Source organism: Kaistella sp. (genome assembly GCF_041824135.1).
Lineage (GTDB): Bacteria > Bacteroidota > Bacteroidia > Flavobacteriales > Weeksellaceae > Kaistella.
The window spans coordinates 1-23,527 of sequence record NZ_JBGZYM010000047.1 but is presented as its reverse complement, the minus strand read 5'-3'; the positions used below and the strand labels follow the sequence as shown (position 1 = coordinate 23,527).

The window sequence follows — 23,527 nt, the reverse complement described above, 5'->3', positions numbered from 1 at the left end:
GGTTTTCATCATCAACTACGATGATTATTTTTCCGTTTTTTAGATCCTCAATCGCTTCAGGAATCGTATTAAGTTGAATATCTGACATTTTACTTTTAGATTTTTGCAAAGGTACTGAGATTTAGAGGAACAGACAATTCTAATTTGGGTTTCTATTTCCGTCTGAATTGATCCTGAAACTTGTTGAAGGACTCGCGCTTTTCTTGGTTTTCTGCCAAGCTTTTTCAATTTCTAAGAAACCCAAAAAAGACCTCCGTTCAAGTCGAAATACAGGTTCGGATATAGTATTATTTTCAGGCTCTTTAACTAAAATAGAAACCTGACTTGATTTTCCAGTTGATTACAAACCCTATAATGTAAGGCTGAATAACCAAAGGTTTTACAATCCAGCTAAACATTTCCATTCAATTCATCCACTGCATTTTTAAAAATAGCATAAGAATTAATTCTTGCCTCAGGCTCATAAATGGCCGAAGTGATCATCATTTCGTTGACTTGAAATCTTCTTTGGAATTCCTTTAATTGTGTTTTGACCGTTTCCTGACTTCCCACAAAACTGTACTTCAAAATGTTCTGAACGTGGGCTTTCTCCATTGGATTCCAGATTTCATCCATATCATCAACCGGCGGTGCGTAGGGTTTTCTATCATTTCTAATCAAATTGGTGAATGCCTGATAGAGCGTGGTAGAAAGCCTCTTTGCCTCTGAATCGGTTTCACCTGCAATTCCATTCACACAGGCAATCGTATATGGTGTTGGGAATTCTTTACTCGGCTGATAATTTTGATGATAAATTTCAAAAGCAGTTTCCATCATTTGCGGTGCGAAATGTCCGGCAAATGCGTAAGGCAGACCCATCTCTGCAGCAAGCCAGGCGCTATCGGTGCTGGAACCCAAAATATAAATGGGAATATCACAACCTTCACCCGGAATGGCTCTGACCAAACTTCCTGAATTTTCTACAGAAAAATATCTTTGTAATTCTTGGATCTGGTGGGGGAAATGCTGATTGATATTTTGAGGATTTCGACCCAAAGCTTTTGCAGTTACGCCATCGGTTCCAGGCGCTCGCCCAACTCCCAAATCGATTCTGTTCGGAAATAAACTTTCGAGTGTTCCGAACTGTTCGGCAATAACGAGCGAGCTGTGATTTGGCAACATCACGCCACCGGATCCTACTCTTATTGTCTCCGTTCCATTAGCAATAAAGCCGATCAACACAGAGGTTGCAGAACTTGCGATACTTGCGATATTATGATGTTCCGCAAGCCAGAACCTTTTATAATCTAATTTTTCGACGGCTCTCGCCAAAGCCAAACTGTCATTAAAAGTATCATGAATGGTTTTATTTTGTCGTACGGGCGCTAAATCCAGCACAGAAATTTCAAATTTTTTCATTGTTGCAAGGTATTGAACATAATTAAATTATCAGCCGCAAAAGGATTCAAAGAACCAATTCGTGCAATAGAAATGAAATATAAATGAAGGTTCAACAGTTATTTTTTGCTCGTTTATCCAAATTTTACGCAAATTTGCGTTTCAAAGAAAATGAAAAAAAATGAAAAACTTTCTTCTTCTGATCATTCTGCTTTTTGGATCGAAATTATTTTCACAACAAAATGATGGGAATTTATCAGTACCCAATTATAATTTCCCGAAAATTAAATCATCGATCACAATGCCGGTGAAAATTCCATTAGCAGAAATTGGAAATTTAATTAATACTTCGGTACCTACTTTGATTTTTCAGGATGATTCTTATACCGATAACGACGATGATCAATTTAAAGTTAAAGTATGGAAAACGCGACCAATTCGTTTGGTTGGTGGAACAAAACAAAATCTTTTAATTGAAGTTCCGCTAAAAATATGGGCAGAAAAAGGTATCGGAACATTGGGACTTTATAATTATCAAAGCACCACATTTGAAACGGTGATGTATTTTAATACACAACTTACCTTTAATAATAACTGGACAATGGTTACGAAAACTTCGCCCATGGGTTTTAAGTGGATAACGAAACCAGTTTTGGATTACGGAAGAATAAAAGTTCCGATCACTTCACTGGTGGAATCAAGTTTAAAAAAGCAACAATCCGATTTTTCTAAAACCATCGATGACATGATGTTGAAGCAACTTAATTTTCAGCAATATGCGATCATGGCTTTGAATCAGTTTGCAGATCCATTTGAGATCAGCGAAGAATATAAAACCTGGTTAAAGATCACGCCAATAAGCATCAACATCACCCCACTCACCTTCTACGGAAATAGAATTGACGCCAATATCGGCATTGATACTTATTCGGAAACCTTTACAGGAACAAAACCAGAATCCAGCCGGTTGATAAGAAGCGTGGCTAATTTTAATTCGGTGCAGCAACTTCCGCAAACTTTCCTGTTGCAGACGACGGCTAATATTCCGTTCACTGAAGCGACAGCGATTGCAGAAAACATGTTTTTAGGAAAAGAATTTGATTTTAGAGATGGAAAATCGAAGGTCAAAATTACGTCCATCAATGTTTATGGCGAAGACAACCGGATCATGATCGAAGCTCAGACAGAAGGTGCAATTGAGGGTACGTCCTACATCACCGGAATTCCTGTGTATGATCAAGCGAAAAGAAAGATTGTTTTGTCGGACACCAAGTTTAAATTGAAGACCAAGAACATCCTGTACAAAACGGTAACGCTTTTATTTCAAGGGAAAATTGTAAAAATGATCGAAGACGAATATGGAATCCCAACGGCGGAACTTGAAGATTCCTCTAAAAAAAGTATCGAAGAAACTTTTAATAAAGAATATTATAAAGGTTTGAAAATGAAAGGAAAAGTATTTAATCTGAAACCTTCTCAGATCCTTTTAAATCCGTTGGGAATCACGGCAATCATCGATACCCAGGCACAATTAGAACTTCTTGTGAACGGAATGTAAATTATTTTTGATTTAAATTTCCCCGAGTTTGGAAATTTTTCTATATTTGCAAACCCAAATGGTTCTTTGGCCGAGTGGTTAGGCAGTGGTCTGCAACACCATCTACAGCGGTTCGAATCCGCTAGGAACCTCTAAAACCCTATTAATCTGCTCGTAAGATTTTTAGGGTTTTTATTTTTTCAGAAGATAAATGGGAATGATTTCTGGCAGTTCTCAAAATGCAAGTAAATACTCGTTTTATTTTCTACATTTGTTTCAACTACAAACGCGTCTATGAATAATTATTTTAATCTTCAAATTGGAGAGGAAGAAAAGGAAAAAGTTTTAACAAACATCCACAGCAGCATTGCTTTTTCTGGTGCTAATGTCTGGATTTTGGCGTGTGCCATTCTTATCGCATCGGTTGGACTGAACGTAAATTCTACAGCTGTTGTTATTGGCGCGATGCTAATTTCCCCTTTGATGGCTCCGATCGTAGGAGCTGGGTTTTCACTGGCAATGTTTGATTTTGCACTTTTACGCAAGTCATTAAAAAATCTATTGATCTCTACTTTGGTTGGACTATTAGTTTCGTTTATTTATTTCTCCTTGAGTCCCTTTAAAGAAGCCCAGTCAGAAATTTTATCCCGGACTTCACCCAATATTTATGATGTACTCATTGCGTTTTTTGGTGGACTCGTTGGCGTAATCGCCGTAACCAGAGTCGAAAAAGGAAATCCAATTCCTGGTGTTGCCATTGCTACCGCTTTAATGCCTCCACTTTGTACTGCAGGCTATGGACTGGCAACTGGCAATTTTGCATTTTTTGGAGGTGCGCTTTTTCTTTATGCAATCAATTGTGTCTTTATCTGCATCGCAACCTATCTTATTGTAAAAGTATTGAAATACCCTGCAGTGGGTTTTGTAGATGAGAAGCGTGAAAAAAATGTAAGGAACGGGATTACGGCCATCACTATTTTAATGATTGTACCAAGTGTTTTCTTTGCGTACCAGTTTATTCAGCAACAGCGATTTCAGGAAAAAGTTAAACTGTACGTGCAGCAGGAATTTGAATCGAAAGGCAGTACGATCGTATATCAGAAAACAAATTATGCTTCGCCGGCGACTTTAAGAACAATTGAACTGGCTTTTTTGAATAAGAAGTTTACCGCTAAACAGATCGAGGAAGAAAATCAAAAACTGAAAAGATTAGGTTTACTAAATACCAAGTTGATTATAAGACAGGACAGCACTTTTCTGGCAGATGTTTCCTCAAAAAAGATCGCCAATAATGAAATTGATAATTCCAATGCGAAACTAATTTCAGATCTTAATTCAAAAGTCGAACGTTACTCGTTCCAAACAGAGAACTTATATAAAGAAGCATCTTCTATTTTTCCCGAACTGACTTCAATTTCGGTAGCGAAACAGGAAATATTTTCGAAAACAGATTCTACCAATGTAATTCCAGTTGGTTTTTACCAGAGCGAGAAACCTTTTACCAAGGACAATCAGGAAACGCTTAGAAAGTGGTTAGAAGCAAAGTTGAAAGTGGATACTATTGAAATCTATCAACGCTAGTTAAAGGACTGAAGAAAACTTCAAACAATTGTTTATTAATTACTAAACAATAACCCCTATCAATCAACTGCATACGTCAACAAATTCTAAGAGTTCAAAATTTTAACAATTTATTAACAGTGGTTTGGTTTCGTTTTTGGGTTAGTAGCGATTAGAATGATTACCAGGTAATCAATTTTATAAATCAAATTTAAAATTTATCATTATGAAATCAACTAATCTAACAGCACAAAAAGATAGAAAGCATTTTACTTTTAGAAATATATTTTTAACAGGAGCAATAGCAGCACTGACTCTAACTGCTTGTAAAAAAGAAAATACCGTAGTTGAAAAATCATTGGATCAACAAAAGATAGAATTTCAACAAAGACAACTTGAAATTGAGCAACAAAAATTAGCTATCGAAAAAGAAAAAATGGCTTATGAAACTCAAAAGAAAATGGATAGTATCGCTGAAAGAAAACAAATGATGGCGGTGGCACCAAAACCCCAAGTCATCAGAGAAACCAAAACAGTTTACGTTAATAATACGCCTAGACAATCCTCTTCTTCTGGATCGAACGCAGGTTCTTCAGATGGATACAGTCAAGGAACTACCCAAAAACAAGGGATGAGTAAAGCTGCTAAAGGAACAATTATTGGAACAGTAGGTGGAGCTGCAGCCGGAGCATTGATCAACAAGAAAAATCGTGGATTAGGTGCAGTAGTTGGAGGCGTTGTTGGTGGAGCGACTGGTTATACCATCGGTAGAGCAGGCGACAGAAAAGACGGTAGAGTTCAACCGAGAAATTAAAAAATCACTTCATATATTATAGAAAAGATTGCTTATTTTTAAGCAATCTTTTTTTATGCTTTATATCGTATTGATGCTTATTCTGTTGCTTCCTGCTTTATCAGGTTTAGGAGCAATTTTTAAAAATAACTTTGGAGGTTTTAATTCAGAAACTGCTCTGCAAATTATTGCTGGTATTTTCGTCACTACAATTATTTGGACTGTTCTCGCGTTTTTTATTCCATTAAATAGTACTGTAGAATTAGTAACCTTGCTTATTGGCCTCTGTGCTTTTTTCTACTTCAAAGTTTACTTACAATTTTGGAAGTTTATCGATGAGAACTCTATTTTATTTTTGAGTATTTCTTTACTCATCATTTTTGTGGGATCCTACTACCCTTTTATTTTAGATCATTTCGGATATTACGTTCCAACCATCAAATGGCTGTCAGAAGTTGGTTTGGTTCAAGGAATTTCTAATTTAGATTTACTTCTTGGGCAAAATTCGTTCTGGCATATTTTCCAGGCAGGATTTTCACATTTATCAGATCCTTTCTTACGTGTAAATGTCCTGATGCTGATTGTTTATCTCATCTATATTATCGAAAGAAACGCCTGGATTCATTTGTTATTTTTTCCGATACTCTATTTATTTATCCAATCACCTTCATCTGATCTACCAGCAATTGTGCTCTCATTAATTATTTTGAATGAGGTTTTTTCGTCCAGCAAAAACGCAGGATTTTTGTTCGCTCTTTCAATATTTGTTTTTGCCATTAAACCGACCATGATCTGGTTGCCTCTATTTATCTTTTTATACAGTTTATTAATCTTAAAAATTAATTATAAATTCTTATTTGCCGGAACTTTTGTTTTGTTTCTTTTCATATTTAAAAATATCTGGACGTTCGGGTTTCCAATATTTCCAGTCCAGTTTATCGATTTAGGATTATCGTGGAAACCCAATCTGGAATTACTGCAGAATTCATCTGAAATGGCCATTATGAAAACTTACGACATGCAATATTCGTATGAGCAGATCACGCAATTTTCGAAATTGGAATATATCAAGAATTGGTTATTTCTCGACGGACTAAAAAGTATTATTCATCTTCTATTTATTCTAAGTTTAGTCACGATCTCCGTTTTTGCATTCCTTAAAAAATCAAAATTGATATGGATTCTTTTTATTTCTATTTTAATTAAAAGTATTTTAGTTCTTTTATTTTCAGCCCAATATCGATTCTTCTTTGATGTGTTTTTTGTGATTTTCTTTGTCTTTTTTTATCAAGTTTTATCAAAGAAATTAATTCTTCCAATTTTCGTTGCTTTATCTATTTTCATCATTGGATTTTTATCATTCCCCCAATTAGTTAGAACCTATCTACCCAGTTTCAAGCTCGGAAGTTTTATGTCTGGGTTCAGTAAAACTCAATTGATCAAACCTTCTTCTTTTAAATTAAATAAATACAAAACTCATCAAATTGGCAATCTGAAATTCAATGTTGTTGAAGGATATTTTTTCAGTTTCGACACTCCGATTCCTGCGATTTCACCGCAGTTTATTCAGGAAGATCTAGATTCAGGAATATTTCCGCAATTAAAGGGTAAAACGTTGAAAGAAGGTTTTATCTGGCGAGAAATTTCAAAGGAAGAAAAGGAAAAAATTCAAATTATTCTGAAAGATTATACCCCGTAAATATTTTTCAAATCATGACCCTAAAAAATCGACAAATTACCCATAACTTTGCCTTATGTTCAATTTAGGAAATTTTCTCACGCTCTCTACCTTCGGCGAAAGTCATGGCAAAGCGTACGGCGGAATTATCACCAATTTTCCCGCTGGCTTATCCATTAATTTAGAAGAAGTTCAACAGCAATTAGACCGCAGAAAACCTGGTCAAAGTTCGATTGTTACGCAACGAAAAGAAAGCGATACCGTAAAATTTCTGTCAGGCATTTTTGACGGAAAAACCACCGGAACTCCAATTGGTTTTATAATTGAAAATGAAAATCAGAAGTCGAAAGATTACGATCACATTTCAAAATCCTATCGACCAAGCCACGCCGATTTTACCTACGATCAAAAATTTGGAATTCGTGATTACCGTGGTGGCGGAAAATCTTCCGCTCGCGAGACTGTGAATTGGGTGGTTGCTGGAAGTATGGCAAAACAGATCCTTCCCACAAATGTAGAAATCAACGCGTATGTTTCTTCCGTTGGTGAAATCTTTTGCGAAAAGCCATATCAGGATTTAGATTTTTCTAAAACGGAGTCTAATGATGTGCGTTGCCCAGATGCGGAAACAGCCGAAAAAATGATTTCGAGAATCAAAGAAATTAAAAAAGAAGGAAATACCATCGGCGGAACAATAACCTGTGTTATCAAGAATTTACCGATAGGAATTGGCGAGCCCGTTTTCGGAAAACTTCAGGCTGAATTGGGAAAAGCTATGTTGAACATCAATGCCTGCAAAGGTTTTGAATACGGGAGCGGATTTTGTGGAGCGAAAATGACCGGCAAAGATCACAACGATTTATTTAATGAAGATTTCTCGACCAAAACCAATTTATCAGGTGGAATTCAAGGTGGGATTTCCAATGGAATGGACATTTATTTCCGCGTCGCTTTTAAACCTATTGCAACCATTTTACGCCCACAAGAAAGTTTTGATTCAGACGGAAATCCAATTATCGTAGAAGGAAAAGGCAGACACGATCCTTGTGTTTTGCCCAGAGCTGTTCCTATCGTGGAGAATTTGGCAGCATTTGTTTTGGCGGATTTGTTTTTGATCAATAAACTTCGAAAGTATTCTGAACCAGTTTAAAAATAAAAGTCTCCAATGTGATTTAGGTCACCTAATAATAAAAGTATTATACTGAAATTTGTATCAAATAAAAAAGAAATGAAATCAATGACTCAAGACATTCAAACAACAGATAAAAAAGAAGAATTCAAAAACTACTGGGAAAACTCTATCTCTTTTGATGAATATTTAAAAATAGCAGAAGAGCGTTTTCATAACAATCCCGATAAAAATGATGAACATCAGGAATATTACGAACTGGGTTTAACAAGAACCAACAGAACAGTAAAAACCTATAAAGTTGACGCTGAGCAACTTCAAAAATTAGAAGCCAAAAACTTTAATGGTAAAATTTTAATCATTTCAGAACCTTGGTGCGGCGATGCAAGTGCGACCGTTCCTGCAGTTTCTAAATTTTTCGAAGCCGCTGGAGTTGAAGTTAAGATCTTCTTGAGAGACAGCGATCTTTCGTTAATCGATCAATTTCAAACCAACGGAACACAGTCGATTCCAAAAGTAATTATTGTCAACGATGATTTTTCTGTAAAAGCCGATTGGGGTCCGCGTCCACAATTCGGAAATGATCTTTTGAAAAAATTCAAAGAAAATGAAGAAACATATCCAAGAGAAGAATTCTACAATGATCTGCAGGTTTACTATGCGAAAAACCGCGGTAAAGATGCTATCGAAGAAATCATATCTTTACTGTAATATTTAATCAAAAAACATTTAATGAACTTTTTAAAGAAGAACGGATTTTTCATTCTGGCGATGGCATTTGTGGCGGTACTGTTTTTATTTCCGTCCGTAAAATTGAAATTGAAAGATCTTTTCTTTCCCATTGCTGCGATTGAAAACGCCATTACTTTAAACGATGAAGATTACGACATCCAGCTTAAAGGAATTAATGTTCCCAACACCAACCTTAAAGATTTAAAAGGTAAGAAATTGGTAATGCTTAATTTTTGGGGAACGTGGTGTCCGCCGTGTCGCGAAGAGTGGCCGACGATTGAAAAACTGTACCAAGCCAGAAAAGATAAGATCGATTTTGTACTGATCGCGATGCAGGATAAAGAAGAAGATGTAATTGCATTCATGAAGAAAAACAATTACACCGCACCAGTATATATTGCCGAAAGTCCGGTTACGAATCATGTGTTGCCAAAGGTTTTTCCAACCACTTTTTTACTGGATAAAAATGGAAGAATTTTACTGAAGGAAGAAGGTGCAAAAGACTGGAACTCTAAGTCAACCAACGAATTCATCGATAATGTGACGCAGTAATTTTAACAAAATTTACGAAATCATGGTATAGAATTTGCGACTTATATCACGTTTTAAAAATTACAACACACAAAAATGAAAGTATCAAAAATTCAGTTGGCGAAAGAAGCATTTAAGCATAAAGGATTTATTTCGAAGATTCCGGTAATAATACGCATGATGAAATCTGCGACCAGAAAAGGAGGTTATAAACCGCATTTAAAAGATGTAATTATTCCCGCTTTAGTCTTGGTTTATCTTATTTCTCCAATCGATATTATTCCTGACTGGATACCAGTTATCGGGGTTTTAGATGACTTGGCTCTGCTCACCTTTGCAATTCCATTATTGGTAAAAGAAGCCGAAAAATTCATCGCCTGGGAAGTCTCGCAAAACATGCAGGACAATATGATCGATGAAGCCGAGGTTATCGGATAATCGTAAAAATTTATTTAAACCGTTCTTGAGAAAGAGCGGTTTTTTTTATGAGGAGCAACAAGATTTTCTGTTCTTCGAAAACCAGTCCCGCTTTTCATTGCAATTCCTCATTCGGCACTTTCCGCCGCGCCGGATCGCGCCTCACTCCGGGATTTTCATTGCAATCGGGGCTAGAATTTCAGGTATATTGCTATTTCAAAAAATATAAGTTCAAAATAAATAATTTTCAATCTCACCGTAAATAACCATCTGTGTAATCCGTAAAATCTGTTTGAGAGAATAAGATTTTGAAACTGTAATTTTAAACATTAAGGAATTAAGAGTCATCAAGCAAAAATTTATTTTATTACCAATCCAAATCTTAATCTTCTTTAAAACCTTCATGTTTGAATATAATTCAAAAAAAATCAGGAAATTTGTAGTGTGAAAAAACTCATCTCCATCATCGGCACAACCGGAATTGGCAAAACAAAACTCGCCATCGAAATCGCAAAACATTTCGAGACAGAAATCATTTCCTGTGACTCCCGACAGTTTTTTAAAGAAATGAATATCGGAACCGCAACTCCTTCTCCCGAAGAACTAGCTGAAGTTCCGCATCATTTCATTGGCAATCTTTCCGTGCAGGATTATTACTCCATCGGACAATATGAAAAAGAAGCGATTCAAAAAATCGAAGAATTGTTTCAGAAACATGACATCGTTATTTTGGTTGGCGGAAGCATGATGTACGAAAAAGCCGTCATCGAAGGACTTCACGATTTACCTGAAGCCAACGAAGAAAACCAAATGAAAGTTGAGAAAATTTTAGAAGAAGATGGAATTGAGAAACTTCAAAATATCTTACAGGATTTAGACCCAGAATACTTTAATAAAGTCGACAAAGACAATCCCAGAAGATTATTCCGTGCAATCGATATTATCTGGCAAACAGGAAAATCATATACCCAAAATATTTCAGAACAAATGAATCAACGGGATTTTGAAGTCATCAGAATTGGACTTCAAGCACCGCGCGAAACTATTTACGAAAGAATCAACCAACGGGTAGATTTGATGGTAGAAAACGGTTTACTGAAAGAAGCGGAATCTTTAATTCCCTTTAAAAATAATTTAGCTTTACAGACCGTCGGTTATTCCGAACTCTTTAAATATTTTGATGGAACCTGGACTTTGGATTTTGCCTTGGAAGAAATCAAAAAAAATTCGCGAAGATTTGCAAAACGTCAACTGACCTGGTACCGAAAGGAAGAAAACATCAACTGGGTAAATTTTGAAAATTCGGTGCAAGAATCGTTATCTTTGTTCAATACTTTAAATATCAAAAAATAATACAATGTCAAATACTCCTTCAAATATGCTCGCTCTGGGAACCAAAGCACCTTTCTTTGAACTTCCGAACCCTTCACAAAGTAACGAAATGCAATCTTTGGAAGATTTAAAAGGGGAAAAAGGAACATTAGTTTTCTTCATGTGTAACCATTGTCCGTTTGTACTTCATGTGATCGATATGCTCACAGAATTACACGAAGATTACCAGGAACAGGGAATTGAATTCATCGCCATTAATGCAAATAATGTAGAGAAATATCCGGAAGATGCTCCAGAAAAAATGGCTGAATTTCAGGTTGAGAGAAAATTCGATTTTCCTTATTTATACGATGAAAGCCAAGCGATCGCCAAAGCTTACGACGCAGCTTGTACGCCAGATTTTTTCTTCTTTGATGACAAATTAGATTTAATTTATCGCGGACAAATGGATGATTCCAGACCCGGAAATCAAAAAGAAATTACTGGAGAAGATTTAATTATCGCCTTCGAAAATCTATTGGCAGAAGCACCACAGGAAGAAATTCAAAAACCAAGTATGGGTTGTAATATCAAGTGGAAGTAATAATAAGAGCCAAGTAAAAAGAAAAAAGAGCCAAGTATAATACATTTATACTTGGCTCTTTTTGCTTTTACCTTTTACTTTAAAAAAAAGGACTGTAATTTTTCTCGAATCCAATTGTCGTTGGGTTTCCGTGACCGTTATACACTTTCGTTTCTTCATCGAGAATAAAAAGTTTATTCTTGATATTGGTGATGAGTTGCTCGTTATCACCTTTGTATAAATCAGTTCGGCCGATGCTTCCTTCAAATAAAACGTCGCCGGAGATCATGAATTTTTGTGCTTCGTTGTGAAAAGCGATACTTCCTGGTGAATGTCCGGGAACATGAATAATTTTAAATTCATCTTTTCCTAAAGTCACCAATTCATCTTCGTTGATATAAGAAATCTTGCCTTCAAACGGTTTAAAGAAAAAACCGAATCTGTTCGCATCCATTGGATTTCTGTCCAGCATTTCCTGCTCAAGCGGATGAACTAAAACTGGAACCTGGTATCTATCAAAGGCTTTCTGCAAACCCAAAACGTGATCGATGTGTGCGTGCGTTAAAAGGATATGCTCAACTTTCAAGTTATTGTCTGTAATGAACTTTTCTAAAGTCTCGGTTTCTTCGTCAGTAAAATTTCCGGGATCGATAATGTACGCGTCCTTATTTTCATTAAAAACGACATAGGTATTCTGTGAAAAAGGATTGAAAGTGAAAGATTTTATCTGCAGCATTGACTTATTTTTTACAAATTTAAACTCTAATTTTAGAACCACAAACGACACGAAAGCTTTATTCTATTTTAACGAGCAAAAGTTTACAATAGCTAAAAGAAAAAAAATTACAATTAAACATCTTATCGCTCAACTATTTTCTAAAATTCCACGGAGCGATTGGATTTTTATCAGCCCAAAGTCCTACTCTATTTTTTCGTGCTCTATTTTCTAACTGAGCATAAACCTCACTTTTAGAATATTTTTTATAATGCCAGGCTAGACCGGCTTTCAGCATTTCTTTGTTAATGTTTGTTTTATCATTCACATAAATCTCAGCAATCATACGGCCGCGGCCATCATAATTTCCTTTTTTTCCCTTGCTCACTAAAGTAACTATTTTCCCAAAAGATAAGTCGGAAAGTTTTTGTTTTGAAACAGCGCCAAACGGTTGCTTTTTTTCAGGCGCATCGATATGCTCGAGACGAATCACAATCGGAAGTTGATAATATAAAACCTCAACCGTGTCGCCATCTTTGACGCCAATTACTTTGACTTTAAGAGTCAATTGGTCGGTTGGTTGTGAAGTTTGGAAAGAGGCTGGGATGATTGAGTTCCCGAAGAAAAGAAAGAGAAGGAGGAAGACTGATTTTTGCATGGACGAAGAGATAATATTTTTGCTCAATATAGCATTTTGTAAATGGTTTAACAAAGTGAAAAATAAGTAATTGTAAAACATCAGTATATCAATCGTTTTTAAATTAATCTTTATACTAAACGGACATATTTGGTCCATTTGATTAGATATATTTGTAGTATAATAATAAACGATGGCAAAAAGAGATCAAATGTTAAGATTGGTACATATTTCAGACCTCCTTAAAAGCAAAAAAGAAATTGGCGCTACCTATGATCAAGTCAGGAATTATCTGGAAGAGAAGCATTACGACCAAAAAGGCTATGATAATGATTTGGCATTCAGCGGAAAAACCTTTAAAAGAGACCGCGATCTACTTTTGGAAATTTTTGACATTGAAATTCAATTCAAAAGAAAGACAATGACTTACCAAATTGTAGATAATGGAAATCTGGACCAGTCGCAAGGAATTTTCGAAAACTTAATGTTGATCAATGCTTATAAACAAACCGTAGATCATTCTAAAATTATGCTTTTCGAGAAAAGGCAAGCTTCAGGCGTTCATCACCTGGAAGGAATTATTTATGCGATCAAAAATTCAAAAACGATCAGTTTACAATATACCAAATACTGGGAAAATCAATCACACAAAAAGGTGTTGCAGCCTTACGCTTTAAAGGAATTCCGAAACCGATGGTATTTATTAGCAAATGAAGATGATGGAAAAGATTTTTTTCTAAAAACTTATGGATTGGATCGAATTAGTGATTTCGATATTCACTCTAAAACGTTCTCCAAAAAGGAAGTCGATATTGAAGCTCTTTTTACCAATTCATTTGGGATCGTTTCTACCATCAATGAAAAACCACAGAGAATTATTTTATCGTTTAAACAGCCTCAAGGTGGATTTGTTAAATCCTTACCGATTCATCATTCCCAAAAAATACTGCTTGATAACGAAAATGAGTTAACGATAGAATTGACTTTAGTTCCTACTTACGATTTTTACCAGGAATTACTGACCCATGCTGAAAGACTGAAAATTGTAGAGCCAAAAACTGCAAAAGATCAATACCTGGAATTTCTGGAGAAAGCAGCAGAAATGAATGGCTAATCTTAATTATTGATTAAAATACAAATTTCACTTTAAAACCAATATTTTACAAAGTAACTATTTATAATTACTTAAATAAAAACAATCAATATGAAACGAAAACTCCTTTATATCCACGGCCTCGGTTCAGATCGTAACTCCAGAAAATTTGTAAATCTGGAGGACTATTTCAAAGACCAATACCAGTATAATTTTGTCGAATGGAATAATGACTCCGATATTTCAGCGCTTTTAGATGCTGCCGCAACATGGCTAAATTCTGAACCTGAAGATCAAATCGTGTTGGTAGGAGATTCGACCGGAGCAAACTTTGCCTATCAGCTAAGAGAAGGATTAAAAGAAAAAAATATAAAATCGATTCTTATTTTGACCAGTCCTTTGCTGGATATCGATAAAAGAATTTCAGATTTTGAGTTTCCCGAAAATATCGTTCCTCAATTATGGAAAATTGAAGATCCAGAAGATGCACTCATTATTGCGACAATGAAAGATGAAGTTTTGAACCAAATTCCATTGTTTAAGAAATCACTTAAAAACATTAAATTGGAAGATGTTGATGACAGTCATCGTTTATTGAAATTTGAAAATTATCTGCCAGCTATTGAGAATTACATTCATTTTCAATCATAAAAAAATGCAGGAAATAATCCTGCATTTTTCATTTGTGTGTTTAGAATCCTAATAGTTGATAATACTTAATCTCTTATCCAATTTTTGAGCTTTTTTGATGCTGTCATGCGTACCTTTCGATTTTCCGTCCCAAAATGCAACTACAACATCACAATTTTTTATAAATTCGGTATTGCGAACAATCGTAGCACCACGACCGAATTTTTCGTAATTGGGTTTGAATATGATCAGTTCAACATTCATTTCAGTGGCCAGTTTCTCAGCCAAAGTATCGGCACCTTTTGCTCCACCGGAAATAATTGAACTAAGAGAAATTTCATTTTCATAAATAAATTTTCCTACTTCTTTTCTCAGAAAGTTGTAGTCATTAAAATCCCGACCACCAACAATTGCTATTTTCATATGCTTTATTTTAAACAAAAATAGCAGTGGATATAGACGAACTGCGTCCATTTAGAAACAGGATGAAAGAATTATTAGAATTTAAATCTTCATCGGATGAGGACGAAAAAGCTTATAAATATTTATTGGCAATGACATTAAAACTTACAAGGGATTTATATTTTGAAAAATGAAAAAACCCTGGAACAAATGATGAACCGGGATTTATATCTCGAAGGAAAAAAGTAAAAGGTAAATATTTCTAACTTACTAATAACGGTTGTTGTTCTACAAGTCCTTCATGGTACTTCTCATCATTGGTACTTTCAAGGAAGTTATTCAATAGATCCTGATAGTAGCTGAAGTAAGTTTTATTGATCAATACTTTCAGTTTTGCAATCGTATTAGTTTTCGGCCCCTCTTCCACTCTATTTAAGTCAACAAAATAGTACATGATCGAATAGTATTTTTTCCAGCCAATCTCCAAATTCTCGGGATTCACCAGATTGAAATACCATTCCGTACTCTTTTGATCACCCATTTTTTGATAGGCAACAGCGCAAAGAATTTTCCAGACCTCATCGTGTGTTTCTTTTCTCTGCAAAGGAATATACCCTTCATCATTCTCTTTTTGAACAGTATTATTTTCGATCAAAAATTTCATTTCTTTGGTTCGATTGGTAAAAATGAGCGATTCTAAAACCGTATACTCAAAACTGCAGACCGATTTTTCTGAGGCTTCCATATATTGCAGTCTTACCTTTTTCATTTCTGCTGAATACTTTCTGAAGAGATATTCGTTTCCAATAAAATCTGCGTAAAGCATTTGCACAGCATATTTCAATCCTGCAGGGATTACATGAACCTCCTCTGTCAGTTCTGTTTCTTTCACTTTTTTATAATACAATTCCATCAATTCTGTATTCTGAAGTAGAAAAGCACTTTTAAAGAGAAATCCGTAAGCGAAGATTTTAGCTTCATTGCTTTTATTGAATTTTAGATAAGCCAGAAAATACTGTGAATACACTGTGCCAATCATATCCCGCATCGGGTGATTTTCAATAAAATATTTTCTTGCCAGCGGAAAAGACATCAACCGATGATGGGTATTGATCAACATTTCTGGAGATTCAGAAATCTTTCTGCAAAGCTGCTCACTTTTCTTCCAGTAATCTTTTTCGTTGTTTTCAACATCGCCGAAAAACAGTTCCAGTTCGCTATTACTGTATGATTTACTGAAATTTTCAAAATCCTGATAACCACAGAAGTTCGCAAGTAAATCTAAGGTGAAATGACTTGATTTTGAAGTGGATTTTATCAATCCAAAAAATCGCCGAAGTGTTTGAGCACTTAGGTTTGAATTAAAATTATAGCTAAGCAAACTCGCTAATTTATCACAATCTGTTGAGCTGCTAATTTGCTTACCAAACTGCTCTCCTACCTTTTTCTGAAGATGTGCTAATATACTGACTTCTCTATTCATGAATTTCTATTACGTAACAAAGATAGTTATTAACTTGATTGTTATTGTACAGGATTGTACAAAACAACACTGTTAAATTAACATAAATTTATGTCCGAATCGAAAATAAAACTTACCGATGGTAAAGAGACGTATATTGTCTTAACGAGAGCGTAGATTTGTGAAAGAAGTAGAATTAATAATAGATTACATAACGAAAAACATGAGTGAACAAATTCATACAAAAATTGGAGATATTGCAATGAATGCAAAAGGACCAATGACAATTAATCAGTTAGCCGATAAATTAGGAATTACAAATACGGGCCGTAATATTACAAATTACATAAGAGGAGCCGTTGGCCACTTTAATAGGAGTGGTAAAAGTCATATTTCCGGCAGAATAGAAGGCACTTATACTGATGAAAACGGCAAGTACTATTATAATACAAAATAGTCACTTTAAGAAAAATTAAATAATACATATTTATGGAACAGAAATTTGAAATGATAAGGAAAACAAATAAGGTAGGCCCAATCATCATAGGAATACTCGGAGTATTATATGGAGTAAGTCCAATTGATGCGATACCTGATGTCATTCCTGTCGCTGGCTGGATAGATGATCTAGTTATTACAGGTGGTTCTTTGTTAGGAGTTGCACAGGCTTTCGCTAGAGACACTAGCGTATATCTAGCAAAGATAATAGGAATTTTCAAATGGGGTCTTTGGATTTTAGGAGGCATTTTAATAGCAATACTTGCCCTTTTAGGCGTGACAATTTATGGTCTGTTTAAGTAATGAATTATATTATTAAAAAGTAATTAAACGATTAACTCAACTTAATATGCCAAATTTTTATTGCGAATTCTGTGGGTCAAAAGCTTCAAGCATTACAAACTTAACTGCAAGTTTCTGTCATCGTCATCCAAATGGGCCAAATAAAGGCAAACATAAACTGTATGAAGGAAGTGAAAAAAGTAAATACAGTTGTAAGTATTGCGGTACTTCTGCATCAACCATCACAAATTTAGTAACTAGTTCTTGTCACCGACATCCAGATGGATCAAGTAAAGGAAAACATGCTCCTGCTTTATAAAAGTTATTTTAATAGCAACAGGAATATAAATTTATATCTCACTTGCAACAAGTGAGATTTTTATTTGACAAACGATTATGAAAACAACTACCATGAATCAACATGATTCAGAACTAAATATCATCCCCAACCTTTCCTGGCTACCCCGGATCGGAACAGACTTTTTTAAAAGTAACAACCGCCTACTCATCATAGGGGAATCACAATACGCACAAGGAGAAACAGCAAGCGCTTATGAAGAGGATTTAACTCGGGTAAGTGGAATTGATTTTACGCGAAATGCAGTCTTGCAAACGCAAATTCAAAACCATTACAAACATCCAGCTTTAGATAATCTTTTAAAAGCTCTTGTGGGGAACGCTCCTATTAATAAAGAAAAGTTATGGAAGAATATTGCTTTCTATAATTTTGTACAACGCGTGATGGATTACAGCAGTTTTGACGGGAAGAAAACGGAACAACCAACCACAGCAGATTTTGATGCGGGCTGGAAAGTTTTTGCAGAGGTTGTAAAAATCTTGAAACCGACCGATTGTATTTTTATTGGCGTAAGTGCAGCTACTCCTTTTGAACGGATGATGGATCAGCTGAATATTAAACGTTCCAACAGAATCGCACACGATAAAATTGGGAATACTAATCCTATATCGGCATCGATAGAAATTGATGGTTATTCCACCAATATTTCTTTTATCAGACATTCTTCAGCTTATTTTTCACCAGAAGAATGGCATCCTTTTCTAGAAGAACAACACGGAAATATTATTCACGAGCTTAAAGCGAAAATTTAATAATGACATTTAGTTTAACAAATATTACCTCGGTTTTACTGAGCCGTTTTTCGTTAAGCACTTTGTGAAAAAATACGAAGTATTAATATTTAGGGAAATGACAAAATCAAAAATCCCAATTCAAATAAATGAATTGGGATTTCTTGTTAATCGACTATTATAATTGAAAATTATTCTGTGATCTGTACTCCTTTCCAGAAGGCGACGTGATTTTTTATATTATCGGCTGCATCTTTGGGACTCGGGTAAAACCAGGCGGCATTCTCGTTCTTCTTACCGTCAACTTCAATGTTGTAATAGGAAGCCTGACCTTTCCAGGGACAGGACGTGTGGTGATTGGTTAAGACTAGATAATCTTTGTTAATACTATTTTCTGGGAAATAGTGATTGCTTTCTACGACCACCGTGTTGTTGCTTTCAGCGATTGTTTTTCCGTTCCAAATTGCTTTCATGATTTATTGAATGTGATTGAGTTACTGATTAGTGAATATTAAAGATACTGCTATTTGAATGTAATGAGTTAAATAGGTGATTTAAATTATCAATGGCGAATAGTGAATGGTGAATGATGAATGGTGGGATGATGGATGACGGATGACGGATGATGGATGATGAAAATTACGCTTTAAAAAATATCTGAATCGAGCAAATTGTATTTTCTTTGAAGAGAGAAACTGGTCGTCAACCTAGCCGTGATGGAAGCGGCATCCTTTTTTGTCTCGTCCTCAGACGGGACAAATAAGATAGAGCGGACAGCGCGACCGATGGTATAAGATTGCAAAATGTTGAAGCTTCTGACCATTTATTTGGCCAAAAAAATCCCGATTCAACTGAATGAATCGGGATTTCTATTTTAAAAACTTTGTCAAAGATCTGAACTTTGACAAAGTAAAAAAACGCGGTGCTAATTAAGCCTGTACGTTGTTTTGTCCTAATACGAAAGGCTCAACTTCTTTGATTTCGCCATATTGCTGTTCGTAGTTCGTGATATTTTGTTGCAATGCAGCCATTACTCTTTTTGCGTGTAGTGGAGCAAGAATTACTCTTGATCTTACGTTCGCTTGCTGAACTCCTGGCATCATTTGGATGAAATCTACCACGAATTCTGAAGGAGAATGATTTACTAAAGCTAAGTTACAATAAACTCCGCCTGCAACCATTTCGCTTAGTTGAATGTTAATGTTGTTTGGATCTTGATTTTGATTTTGGTTCTGATTGTTGTCCATTTTTTTTAAAAATTTTAAATTTTGTTTTTTAGATTTTAAATATTTCATGGTGACTATACTATTTTAAACGCAAAGTCGCAAAGATTTCAGAATGACTCTGAATAAAATTACGGCCACAGTGGCGTTTCACTTAGCAACGATCGCTATTAAAAATATTTAGCAAAAATTATAGACTACGAATATAAATTATTTAAAATTGATATCCGTAATCTGTAATTAAAATATTTAGTTGATATCTTCGAATTCTTTTTTAGAACCCACGATAACGTTTTGATAGTCTTTAAGACCCGTTCCTGCAGGAATTCTGTGTCCTACAATTACGTTTTCTTTCAGACCGCTCAAGTAATCTACTTTTCCTGAAACTGCTGCTTCGTTTAATACTTTCGTCGTTTCCTGGAAAGACGCTGCAGACATGAATGATTTCGTTTGTAGAGCCGCTCTTGTAATTCCTTGCAATACTGGCGTTGCAGTTGCAGGAAGTGCATCACGAACTTCTACTAAGGCTTGATCTTCACGTTTCAGTTTAGAATTTTCGTCTCTTAGATCTTTAGTCGTAATCATTTGACCTGGTTTGAATTCTTTCGAATCTCCAGCTTCTACAACTACTTTAAGACCGAACACTCTGTTATTTTCTAATAAGAAATCTCCTTTGTGTTCTAACGCTCCTTCTAAGAATTGAGTATCTCCACCATCTACGATTGAAACTTTGGTCATCATCTGACGAACAATAATTTCAAAGTGTTTGTCATCGATCTTCACCCCTTGTAGACGATATACTTCCTGAATTTCATTCACCAAATATTCCTGTACGGCAGTTGGTCCTTTAATTTTCAAGATGTCATCTGGAGTCGTAGATCCATTTGATAATGGTGATCCAGCTCTTACGAAGTCATTTTCCTGAACCAAAATCTGGTTGGATAATTTCACTAAGTATTTAGTGATCTCTCCAGTTTTTGCTTCTACGATCAACTCACGGTTACCTCTTTTGATTTTTCCGTAAGATACAACTCCATCGATTTCTGTAACTACCGCTGGGTTTGAAGGATTTCTCGCTTCGAACAATTCGGTAACTCTCGGTAGACCCCCTGTAATATCACCAGATTTTGCAGATTTTCTTGGGATCTTGATCATTACTTTACCAGACTTAATTTTCTCACCATCGTTTACCATGATGTGTGCTCCTACCGGTAAGTTGTATGCTTTTTGCTCAACTCCTTTAGAATCCACAACTTTCAAGGTTGGTACGGCTTTTTTGTTTCTGGATTCAGAAATTACTTTCTCCTCGAAACCAGTCTGCTCATCAATCTCTAGAGAGAATGAAACCCCTTGGATAATATCTTCGTACTCGATCTTACCTGCAGATTCAGCGATGATTACCGCATTATACGGATCCCACTTACAGATCAGATCTCCTTTCATTACTTTATCACCTGGTTTAACAGCTAATTCAGATCCGTAAGGAATATTCGCCACCATTAATGGTGTTCTTGCAGCATTGTCTGCTACCAAACGGAATTCAGTTGAACGGGAAACTACGATCTCGGCTTTTTTACCAGCTTCGTTTTCTGAAGTTACTGTTCTAATTTCATCCATTTCTACGATACCATCACGTCTTGCAACGATTGATGGATTCTCGGAAATATTCCCTGCAGTTCCCCCTTGGTGGAAGGTTCTCAATGTTAACTGAGTTCCCGGTTCACCAATGGATTGTGCGGCGATAACTCCTACTGCTTCACCCATGTGAATAGGTTTACCAGTTGCTAAGTTACGACCGTAACAAGCTGCACAGATTCCTTTTTTCGCTTCACAAGTTAATGGAGAACGAACTTCTACACTATCAATTCCAGCTGCTTCGATTTTTTTCGCATAAGCTTCGTTGATCAATTGATCAGCTTCAACGATCACCTCATCGGTTTCTGGATCGTACACATTATGTAAAGAAACTCTACCTAATACTCTTTCAGAAATACGTTCAACGATTTCATCATTTTTCTTAAGTGGGGTAATTTCTGTCCCTCTTAAAGTTCCACAGTCGTTTTCAGTAATGATCACATCCTGTGCAACATCTACCAATCTACGGGTTAGGTAACCAGCATCGGCAGTTTTAAGTGCGGTATCCGCAAGACCTTTACGAGCACCGTGAGTAGAGATAAAGTACTCTAAGATGGATAAACCTTCTTTAAAGTTCGCTACAATCGGGTTTTCAATAATCTCAGCACCAGATGAACCGGCTTTTTGTGGTTTTGCCATCAATCCCCTCATTCCTGAAAGCTGACGGATCTGCTCTTTGGAACCCCTTGCTCCAGAATCAAGCATCATATAAACAGAGTTGAATCCACCTTGGTCGACCTTCATTCTGCTCATAATCATCTCCGTTAATCCTGCGTTGGTATTCGTCCAAACATCAATAACCTGGTTATAACGTTCTGTATCAGTAATTAGTCCCATGTTATAGTTGGCCTTGATCTCATCTACTGTTTCCACAGCAGTTGCAATCATTCCCTTCTTCTCAGCAGGAATTACGATATCACCTAAACTAAAGGATAATCCTCCACGGAATGCGTGAGAATATCCTAAGTCTTTCATATCATCTAAGAAATCTACCGTTGTAGGGAAATCTGTATCAGCCAAAATTCTACCAATTACATTTCTCAATGATTTTTTGGTTAGAAGTTCGTTTACAAATCCTACTCCTTCCGGAACGATTTGGTTGAATAGTACTCTACCAGCAGTTGTTTCTACCAATCGGGTTACTAATTCTCCTTCTTCTTTCACAGGAACTCTACATCTAATTTTTGCATTCAAGGAAACTTTTCCTTCTGCATAAGCGATCTCTACTTCTTCTGCAGAATAGAAAGCAAGGCCTTCACCTAAAACTTTCATATCATCAGTTGAAGATAATTCTTTGGTCATATAATACAGACCCAAAACCATATCCTGAGAAGGTACCGTAATCGGAGAACCATTTGCAGGGTTCAAGATATTCTGAGAACCTAACATTAGAAGTTGTGCTTCTAAAATTGCTTCAGGACCTAAAGGTAAATGCACTGCCATCTGGTCACCATCGAAATCCGCATTAAATGCAGTCGTACACAATGGGTGAAGCTGGATTGCTTTTCCTTCGATCATTTTCGGCTGGAATGCCTGAATACCAAGTCTGTGCAAAGTAGGTGCTCTGTTCAGAAGAACCGGGTGACCTTTGATGATTCCTTCCAGGATGTCATAAACAACTGGCTCTTTTCTATCAATGATTCTTTTCGCCGATTTTACGGTTTTTACAATCCCTCTTTCAATCAGTTTTCTGATGATGAAAGGTTTGTATAATTCCGCGGCCATATCTTTTGGAATTCCACATTCGTGCAATTTCAAGTTTGGACCAACGACGATTACGGAACGGGCAGAATAATCTACACGTTTCCCCAGTAAGTTTTGACGGAAACGACCTTGTTTCCCTTTCAATGAATCAGAAAGTGATTTCAATGGTCTGTTTGATTCCGATTTTACAGCAGAAGATTTTCTGGTATTATCAAATAATGAATCTACAGATTCCTGCAACATTCTTTTTTCGTTTCTCAAGATTACTTCAGGAGCTTTAATTTCCAAAAGTCTTTTTAAACGATTATTTCTAATAATTACTCTACGGTAAAGGTCATTTAAATCTGAAGTCGCAAAACGACCACCATCCAATGGAACCAACGGTCTCAATTCTGGTGGAATTACAGGAAGCACTCTCATAATCATCCATTCTGGACGGTTGATCATACGGGTATTTGCTCCTCTAATTGCTTCTACTACGTTCAGTCTTTTTAATGCTTCAGTTCTTC

At 35.9% G+C, this 23,527-nt stretch carries 23 protein-coding genes and 1 tRNA gene; 16 read left to right on the top strand and 8 right to left on the bottom strand.

The window, feature by feature from the left end; translation table 11 throughout:
• Nucleotides 1–390: 390 nt before the first annotated feature.
• On the bottom strand, nucleotides 391–1,398 hold the full coding sequence (locus ACEYOS_RS05725) for an LLM class flavin-dependent oxidoreductase (protein WP_373708295.1): 1,008 nt from the start codon (nucleotides 1,396–1,398) through the stop codon (nucleotides 391–393).
• A 160-nt stretch (nucleotides 1,399–1,558) separates the two neighbouring features.
• Here ACEYOS_RS05725 and ACEYOS_RS05720 point away from each other — a divergent pair, with 160 nt between their 5' ends.
• The 11 genes from ACEYOS_RS05720 to ACEYOS_RS05670 all read left to right on the top strand — a co-directional run bounded on the left by ACEYOS_RS05720 (nucleotide 1,559) and on the right by ACEYOS_RS05670 (nucleotide 11,669).
• Nucleotides 1,559–2,935: a DUF4403 family protein gene (locus tag ACEYOS_RS05720; protein ID WP_373708296.1), complete on the top strand. Its 1,377-nt coding sequence runs from the start codon at nucleotides 1,559–1,561 to the stop codon at nucleotides 2,933–2,935.
• A 60-nt stretch (nucleotides 2,936–2,995) separates the two neighbouring features.
• Nucleotides 2,996–3,066, top strand: a tRNA-Cys gene (locus ACEYOS_RS05715).
• 142 nt (nucleotides 3,067–3,208) lie between these two features.
• On the top strand, nucleotides 3,209–4,495 hold the full coding sequence (locus ACEYOS_RS05710) for a DUF389 domain-containing protein (protein WP_373708297.1): 1,287 nt from the start codon (nucleotides 3,209–3,211) through the stop codon (nucleotides 4,493–4,495).
• A 205-nt stretch (nucleotides 4,496–4,700) separates the two neighbouring features.
• A complete protein-coding gene (locus tag ACEYOS_RS05705) occupies nucleotides 4,701–5,288 on the top strand; it encodes a YMGG-like glycine zipper-containing protein (protein ID WP_373708298.1) in 588 nt (195 codons plus the stop codon).
• 55 nt (nucleotides 5,289–5,343) lie between these two features.
• Nucleotides 5,344–6,966, top strand: a complete 1,623-nt coding sequence (locus tag ACEYOS_RS05700) for a hypothetical protein (RefSeq protein WP_373708299.1) — start codon at nucleotides 5,344–5,346, stop codon at nucleotides 6,964–6,966.
• 55 nt (nucleotides 6,967–7,021) lie between these two features.
• Nucleotides 7,022–8,095, top strand: a complete 1,074-nt coding sequence (gene aroC, locus ACEYOS_RS05695) for a chorismate synthase (RefSeq protein WP_373708300.1) — start codon at nucleotides 7,022–7,024, stop codon at nucleotides 8,093–8,095.
• 78 nt (nucleotides 8,096–8,173) lie between these two features.
• Nucleotides 8,174–8,785, top strand: coding sequence for a thioredoxin family protein (locus ACEYOS_RS05690; protein WP_373739209.1), 612 nt, complete (start codon nucleotides 8,174–8,176; stop codon nucleotides 8,783–8,785).
• Nucleotides 8,786–8,806: 21 nt separating this feature from the next.
• Nucleotides 8,807–9,358, top strand: coding sequence for a TlpA family protein disulfide reductase (locus ACEYOS_RS05685; protein ID WP_373708303.1), 552 nt, complete (start codon nucleotides 8,807–8,809; stop codon nucleotides 9,356–9,358).
• 75 nt (nucleotides 9,359–9,433) lie between these two features.
• Entirely contained in the window at nucleotides 9,434–9,775 is a 342-nt protein-coding gene (locus tag ACEYOS_RS05680) for a YkvA family protein (protein WP_373708304.1), read from the top strand.
• A 423-nt stretch (nucleotides 9,776–10,198) separates the two neighbouring features.
• Nucleotides 10,199–11,107 carry a tRNA (adenosine(37)-N6)-dimethylallyltransferase MiaA gene (gene miaA, locus ACEYOS_RS05675; protein WP_373708305.1) on the top strand — a complete coding sequence of 303 codons (909 nt, stop codon included), beginning with the start codon at nucleotides 10,199–10,201 and terminating at the stop codon, nucleotides 11,105–11,107.
• Nucleotides 11,108–11,111: 4 nt separating this feature from the next.
• A complete protein-coding gene (locus tag ACEYOS_RS05670) occupies nucleotides 11,112–11,669 on the top strand; it encodes a thioredoxin family protein (protein WP_373708306.1) in 558 nt (185 codons plus the stop codon).
• 79 nt (nucleotides 11,670–11,748) lie between these two features.
• Here ACEYOS_RS05670 and ACEYOS_RS05665 read toward each other — a convergent pair whose 3' ends face one another.
• Together ACEYOS_RS05665 and ACEYOS_RS05660 are read right to left on the bottom strand one after the other, a co-directional pair.
• Nucleotides 11,749–12,384 carry an MBL fold metallo-hydrolase gene (locus ACEYOS_RS05665; protein WP_373708307.1) on the bottom strand — a complete coding sequence of 212 codons (636 nt, stop codon included), beginning with the start codon at nucleotides 12,382–12,384 and terminating at the stop codon, nucleotides 11,749–11,751.
• Between the two features lie 133 nt (nucleotides 12,385–12,517).
• Nucleotides 12,518–13,048: a thermonuclease family protein gene (locus ACEYOS_RS05660; RefSeq protein ID WP_373739011.1), complete on the bottom strand. Its 531-nt coding sequence runs from the start codon at nucleotides 13,046–13,048 to the stop codon at nucleotides 12,518–12,520.
• 145 nt (nucleotides 13,049–13,193) lie between these two features.
• Between ACEYOS_RS05660 and ACEYOS_RS05655 the strand changes: the two genes are divergently transcribed.
• On the top strand, nucleotides 13,194–14,114 hold the full coding sequence (locus ACEYOS_RS05655; RefSeq protein ID WP_373708309.1) for a WYL domain-containing protein: 921 nt from the start codon (nucleotides 13,194–13,196) through the stop codon (nucleotides 14,112–14,114).
• A 90-nt stretch (nucleotides 14,115–14,204) separates the two neighbouring features.
• A complete protein-coding gene (locus ACEYOS_RS05650) occupies nucleotides 14,205–14,744 on the top strand; it encodes a YqiA/YcfP family alpha/beta fold hydrolase (protein ID WP_373708310.1) in 540 nt (179 codons plus the stop codon).
• Between the two features lie 48 nt (nucleotides 14,745–14,792).
• Here the strand turns inward: ACEYOS_RS05650 and ACEYOS_RS05645 are convergent, their stop codons facing one another.
• Together ACEYOS_RS05645 and ACEYOS_RS05640 are read right to left on the bottom strand one after the other, a co-directional pair.
• Nucleotides 14,793–15,146 (bottom strand): DUF2493 domain-containing protein, encoded by a 354-nt coding sequence (locus ACEYOS_RS05645; RefSeq protein WP_373708311.1) that lies wholly within the window; start codon nucleotides 15,144–15,146, stop codon nucleotides 14,793–14,795.
• 241 nt (nucleotides 15,147–15,387) lie between these two features.
• The gene (locus ACEYOS_RS05640) at nucleotides 15,388–16,608 is read right to left on the bottom strand and encodes a hypothetical protein (protein ID WP_373708312.1); all 1,221 of its coding nucleotides are present in this window, start codon (nucleotides 16,606–16,608) and stop codon (nucleotides 15,388–15,390) included.
• 202 nt (nucleotides 16,609–16,810) lie between these two features.
• Here ACEYOS_RS05640 and ACEYOS_RS05635 point away from each other — a divergent pair, with 202 nt between their 5' ends.
• The 3 genes from ACEYOS_RS05635 to ACEYOS_RS05625 all read left to right on the top strand — a co-directional run bounded on the left by ACEYOS_RS05635 (nucleotide 16,811) and on the right by ACEYOS_RS05625 (nucleotide 18,477).
• Nucleotides 16,811–17,044 (top strand): hypothetical protein, encoded by a 234-nt coding sequence (locus tag ACEYOS_RS05635; protein WP_373708313.1) that lies wholly within the window; start codon nucleotides 16,811–16,813, stop codon nucleotides 17,042–17,044.
• A gap of 32 nt (nucleotides 17,045–17,076) precedes the next feature.
• Complete coding sequence (locus ACEYOS_RS05630; RefSeq protein ID WP_373708314.1) at nucleotides 17,077–17,388, top strand: YkvA family protein; 312 nt, start codon at nucleotides 17,077–17,079, stop codon at nucleotides 17,386–17,388.
• Between the two features lie 375 nt (nucleotides 17,389–17,763).
• Nucleotides 17,764–18,477, top strand: a complete 714-nt coding sequence (locus ACEYOS_RS05625; protein WP_373708315.1) for a hypothetical protein — start codon at nucleotides 17,764–17,766, stop codon at nucleotides 18,475–18,477.
• Nucleotides 18,478–18,647: 170 nt separating this feature from the next.
• On the opposite strand, the gene ACEYOS_RS05620 is transcribed toward ACEYOS_RS05625, so the two are convergent.
• The 3 genes from ACEYOS_RS05620 to rpoC form a co-directional block, all read right to left on the bottom strand.
• Entirely contained in the window at nucleotides 18,648–18,929 is a 282-nt protein-coding gene (locus ACEYOS_RS05620; RefSeq protein ID WP_373708316.1) for a DUF427 domain-containing protein, read from the bottom strand.
• Nucleotides 18,930–19,385: 456 nt separating this feature from the next.
• Nucleotides 19,386–19,703 carry a DUF3467 domain-containing protein gene (locus ACEYOS_RS05615; protein WP_373739010.1) on the bottom strand — a complete coding sequence of 106 codons (318 nt, stop codon included), beginning with the start codon at nucleotides 19,701–19,703 and terminating at the stop codon, nucleotides 19,386–19,388.
• A gap of 225 nt (nucleotides 19,704–19,928) precedes the next feature.
• Nucleotides 19,929–23,527, bottom strand: a 3,599-nt coding sequence (gene rpoC / locus ACEYOS_RS05610; RefSeq protein ID WP_373797533.1) for a DNA-directed RNA polymerase subunit beta', incomplete at its 5' end; no start/stop codon positions are given.

What these genes read in the sequence shown, in the direction of transcription:
- ACEYOS_RS05710 (WP_373708297.1), top strand. Translation starts at nt 3,209, where the DNA reads ATGAATAATTATTTTAATCTTCAAATTGGAGAGGAAGAAAAGGAAAAA.
- ACEYOS_RS05620 (WP_373708316.1), bottom strand. Translation starts at nt 18,929, where the DNA reads ATGAAAGCAATTTGGAACGGAAAAACAATCGCTGAAAGCAACAACACG.
- ACEYOS_RS05690 (WP_373739209.1), top strand. Translation starts at nt 8,174, where the DNA reads ATGAAATCAATGACTCAAGACATTCAAACAACAGATAAAAAAGAAGAA.
- ACEYOS_RS05705 (WP_373708298.1), top strand. Translation starts at nt 4,701, where the DNA reads ATGAAATCAACTAATCTAACAGCACAAAAAGATAGAAAGCATTTTACT.
- ACEYOS_RS05630 (WP_373708314.1), top strand. Translation starts at nt 17,077, where the DNA reads ATGGAACAGAAATTTGAAATGATAAGGAAAACAAATAAGGTAGGCCCA.
- ACEYOS_RS05655 (WP_373708309.1), top strand. Translation starts at nt 13,194, where the DNA reads ATGGCAAAAAGAGATCAAATGTTAAGATTGGTACATATTTCAGACCTC.
- aroC (WP_373708300.1), top strand. Translation starts at nt 7,022, where the DNA reads ATGTTCAATTTAGGAAATTTTCTCACGCTCTCTACCTTCGGCGAAAGT.
- ACEYOS_RS05680 (WP_373708304.1), top strand. Translation starts at nt 9,434, where the DNA reads ATGAAAGTATCAAAAATTCAGTTGGCGAAAGAAGCATTTAAGCATAAA.
- ACEYOS_RS05640 (WP_373708312.1), bottom strand. Translation starts at nt 16,608, where the DNA reads ATGAATAGAGAAGTCAGTATATTAGCACATCTTCAGAAAAAGGTAGGA.
- ACEYOS_RS05615 (WP_373739010.1), bottom strand. Translation starts at nt 19,703, where the DNA reads ATGGACAACAATCAGAACCAAAATCAAAATCAAGATCCAAACAACATT.
- ACEYOS_RS05650 (WP_373708310.1), top strand. Translation starts at nt 14,205, where the DNA reads ATGAAACGAAAACTCCTTTATATCCACGGCCTCGGTTCAGATCGTAAC.
- ACEYOS_RS05665 (WP_373708307.1), bottom strand. Translation starts at nt 12,384, where the DNA reads ATGCTGCAGATAAAATCTTTCACTTTCAATCCTTTTTCACAGAATACC.
- ACEYOS_RS05720 (WP_373708296.1), top strand. Translation starts at nt 1,559, where the DNA reads ATGAAAAACTTTCTTCTTCTGATCATTCTGCTTTTTGGATCGAAATTA.
- ACEYOS_RS05635 (WP_373708313.1), top strand. Translation starts at nt 16,811, where the DNA reads ATGAGTGAACAAATTCATACAAAAATTGGAGATATTGCAATGAATGCA.
- ACEYOS_RS05700 (WP_373708299.1), top strand. Translation starts at nt 5,344, where the DNA reads ATGCTTTATATCGTATTGATGCTTATTCTGTTGCTTCCTGCTTTATCA.
- ACEYOS_RS05625 (WP_373708315.1), top strand. Translation starts at nt 17,764, where the DNA reads ATGAAAACAACTACCATGAATCAACATGATTCAGAACTAAATATCATC.
- ACEYOS_RS05685 (WP_373708303.1), top strand. Translation starts at nt 8,807, where the DNA reads ATGAACTTTTTAAAGAAGAACGGATTTTTCATTCTGGCGATGGCATTT.
- ACEYOS_RS05645 (WP_373708311.1), bottom strand. Translation starts at nt 15,146, where the DNA reads ATGAAAATAGCAATTGTTGGTGGTCGGGATTTTAATGACTACAACTTT.
- ACEYOS_RS05725 (WP_373708295.1), bottom strand. Translation starts at nt 1,398, where the DNA reads ATGAAAAAATTTGAAATTTCTGTGCTGGATTTAGCGCCCGTACGACAA.
- ACEYOS_RS05670 (WP_373708306.1), top strand. Translation starts at nt 11,112, where the DNA reads ATGTCAAATACTCCTTCAAATATGCTCGCTCTGGGAACCAAAGCACCT.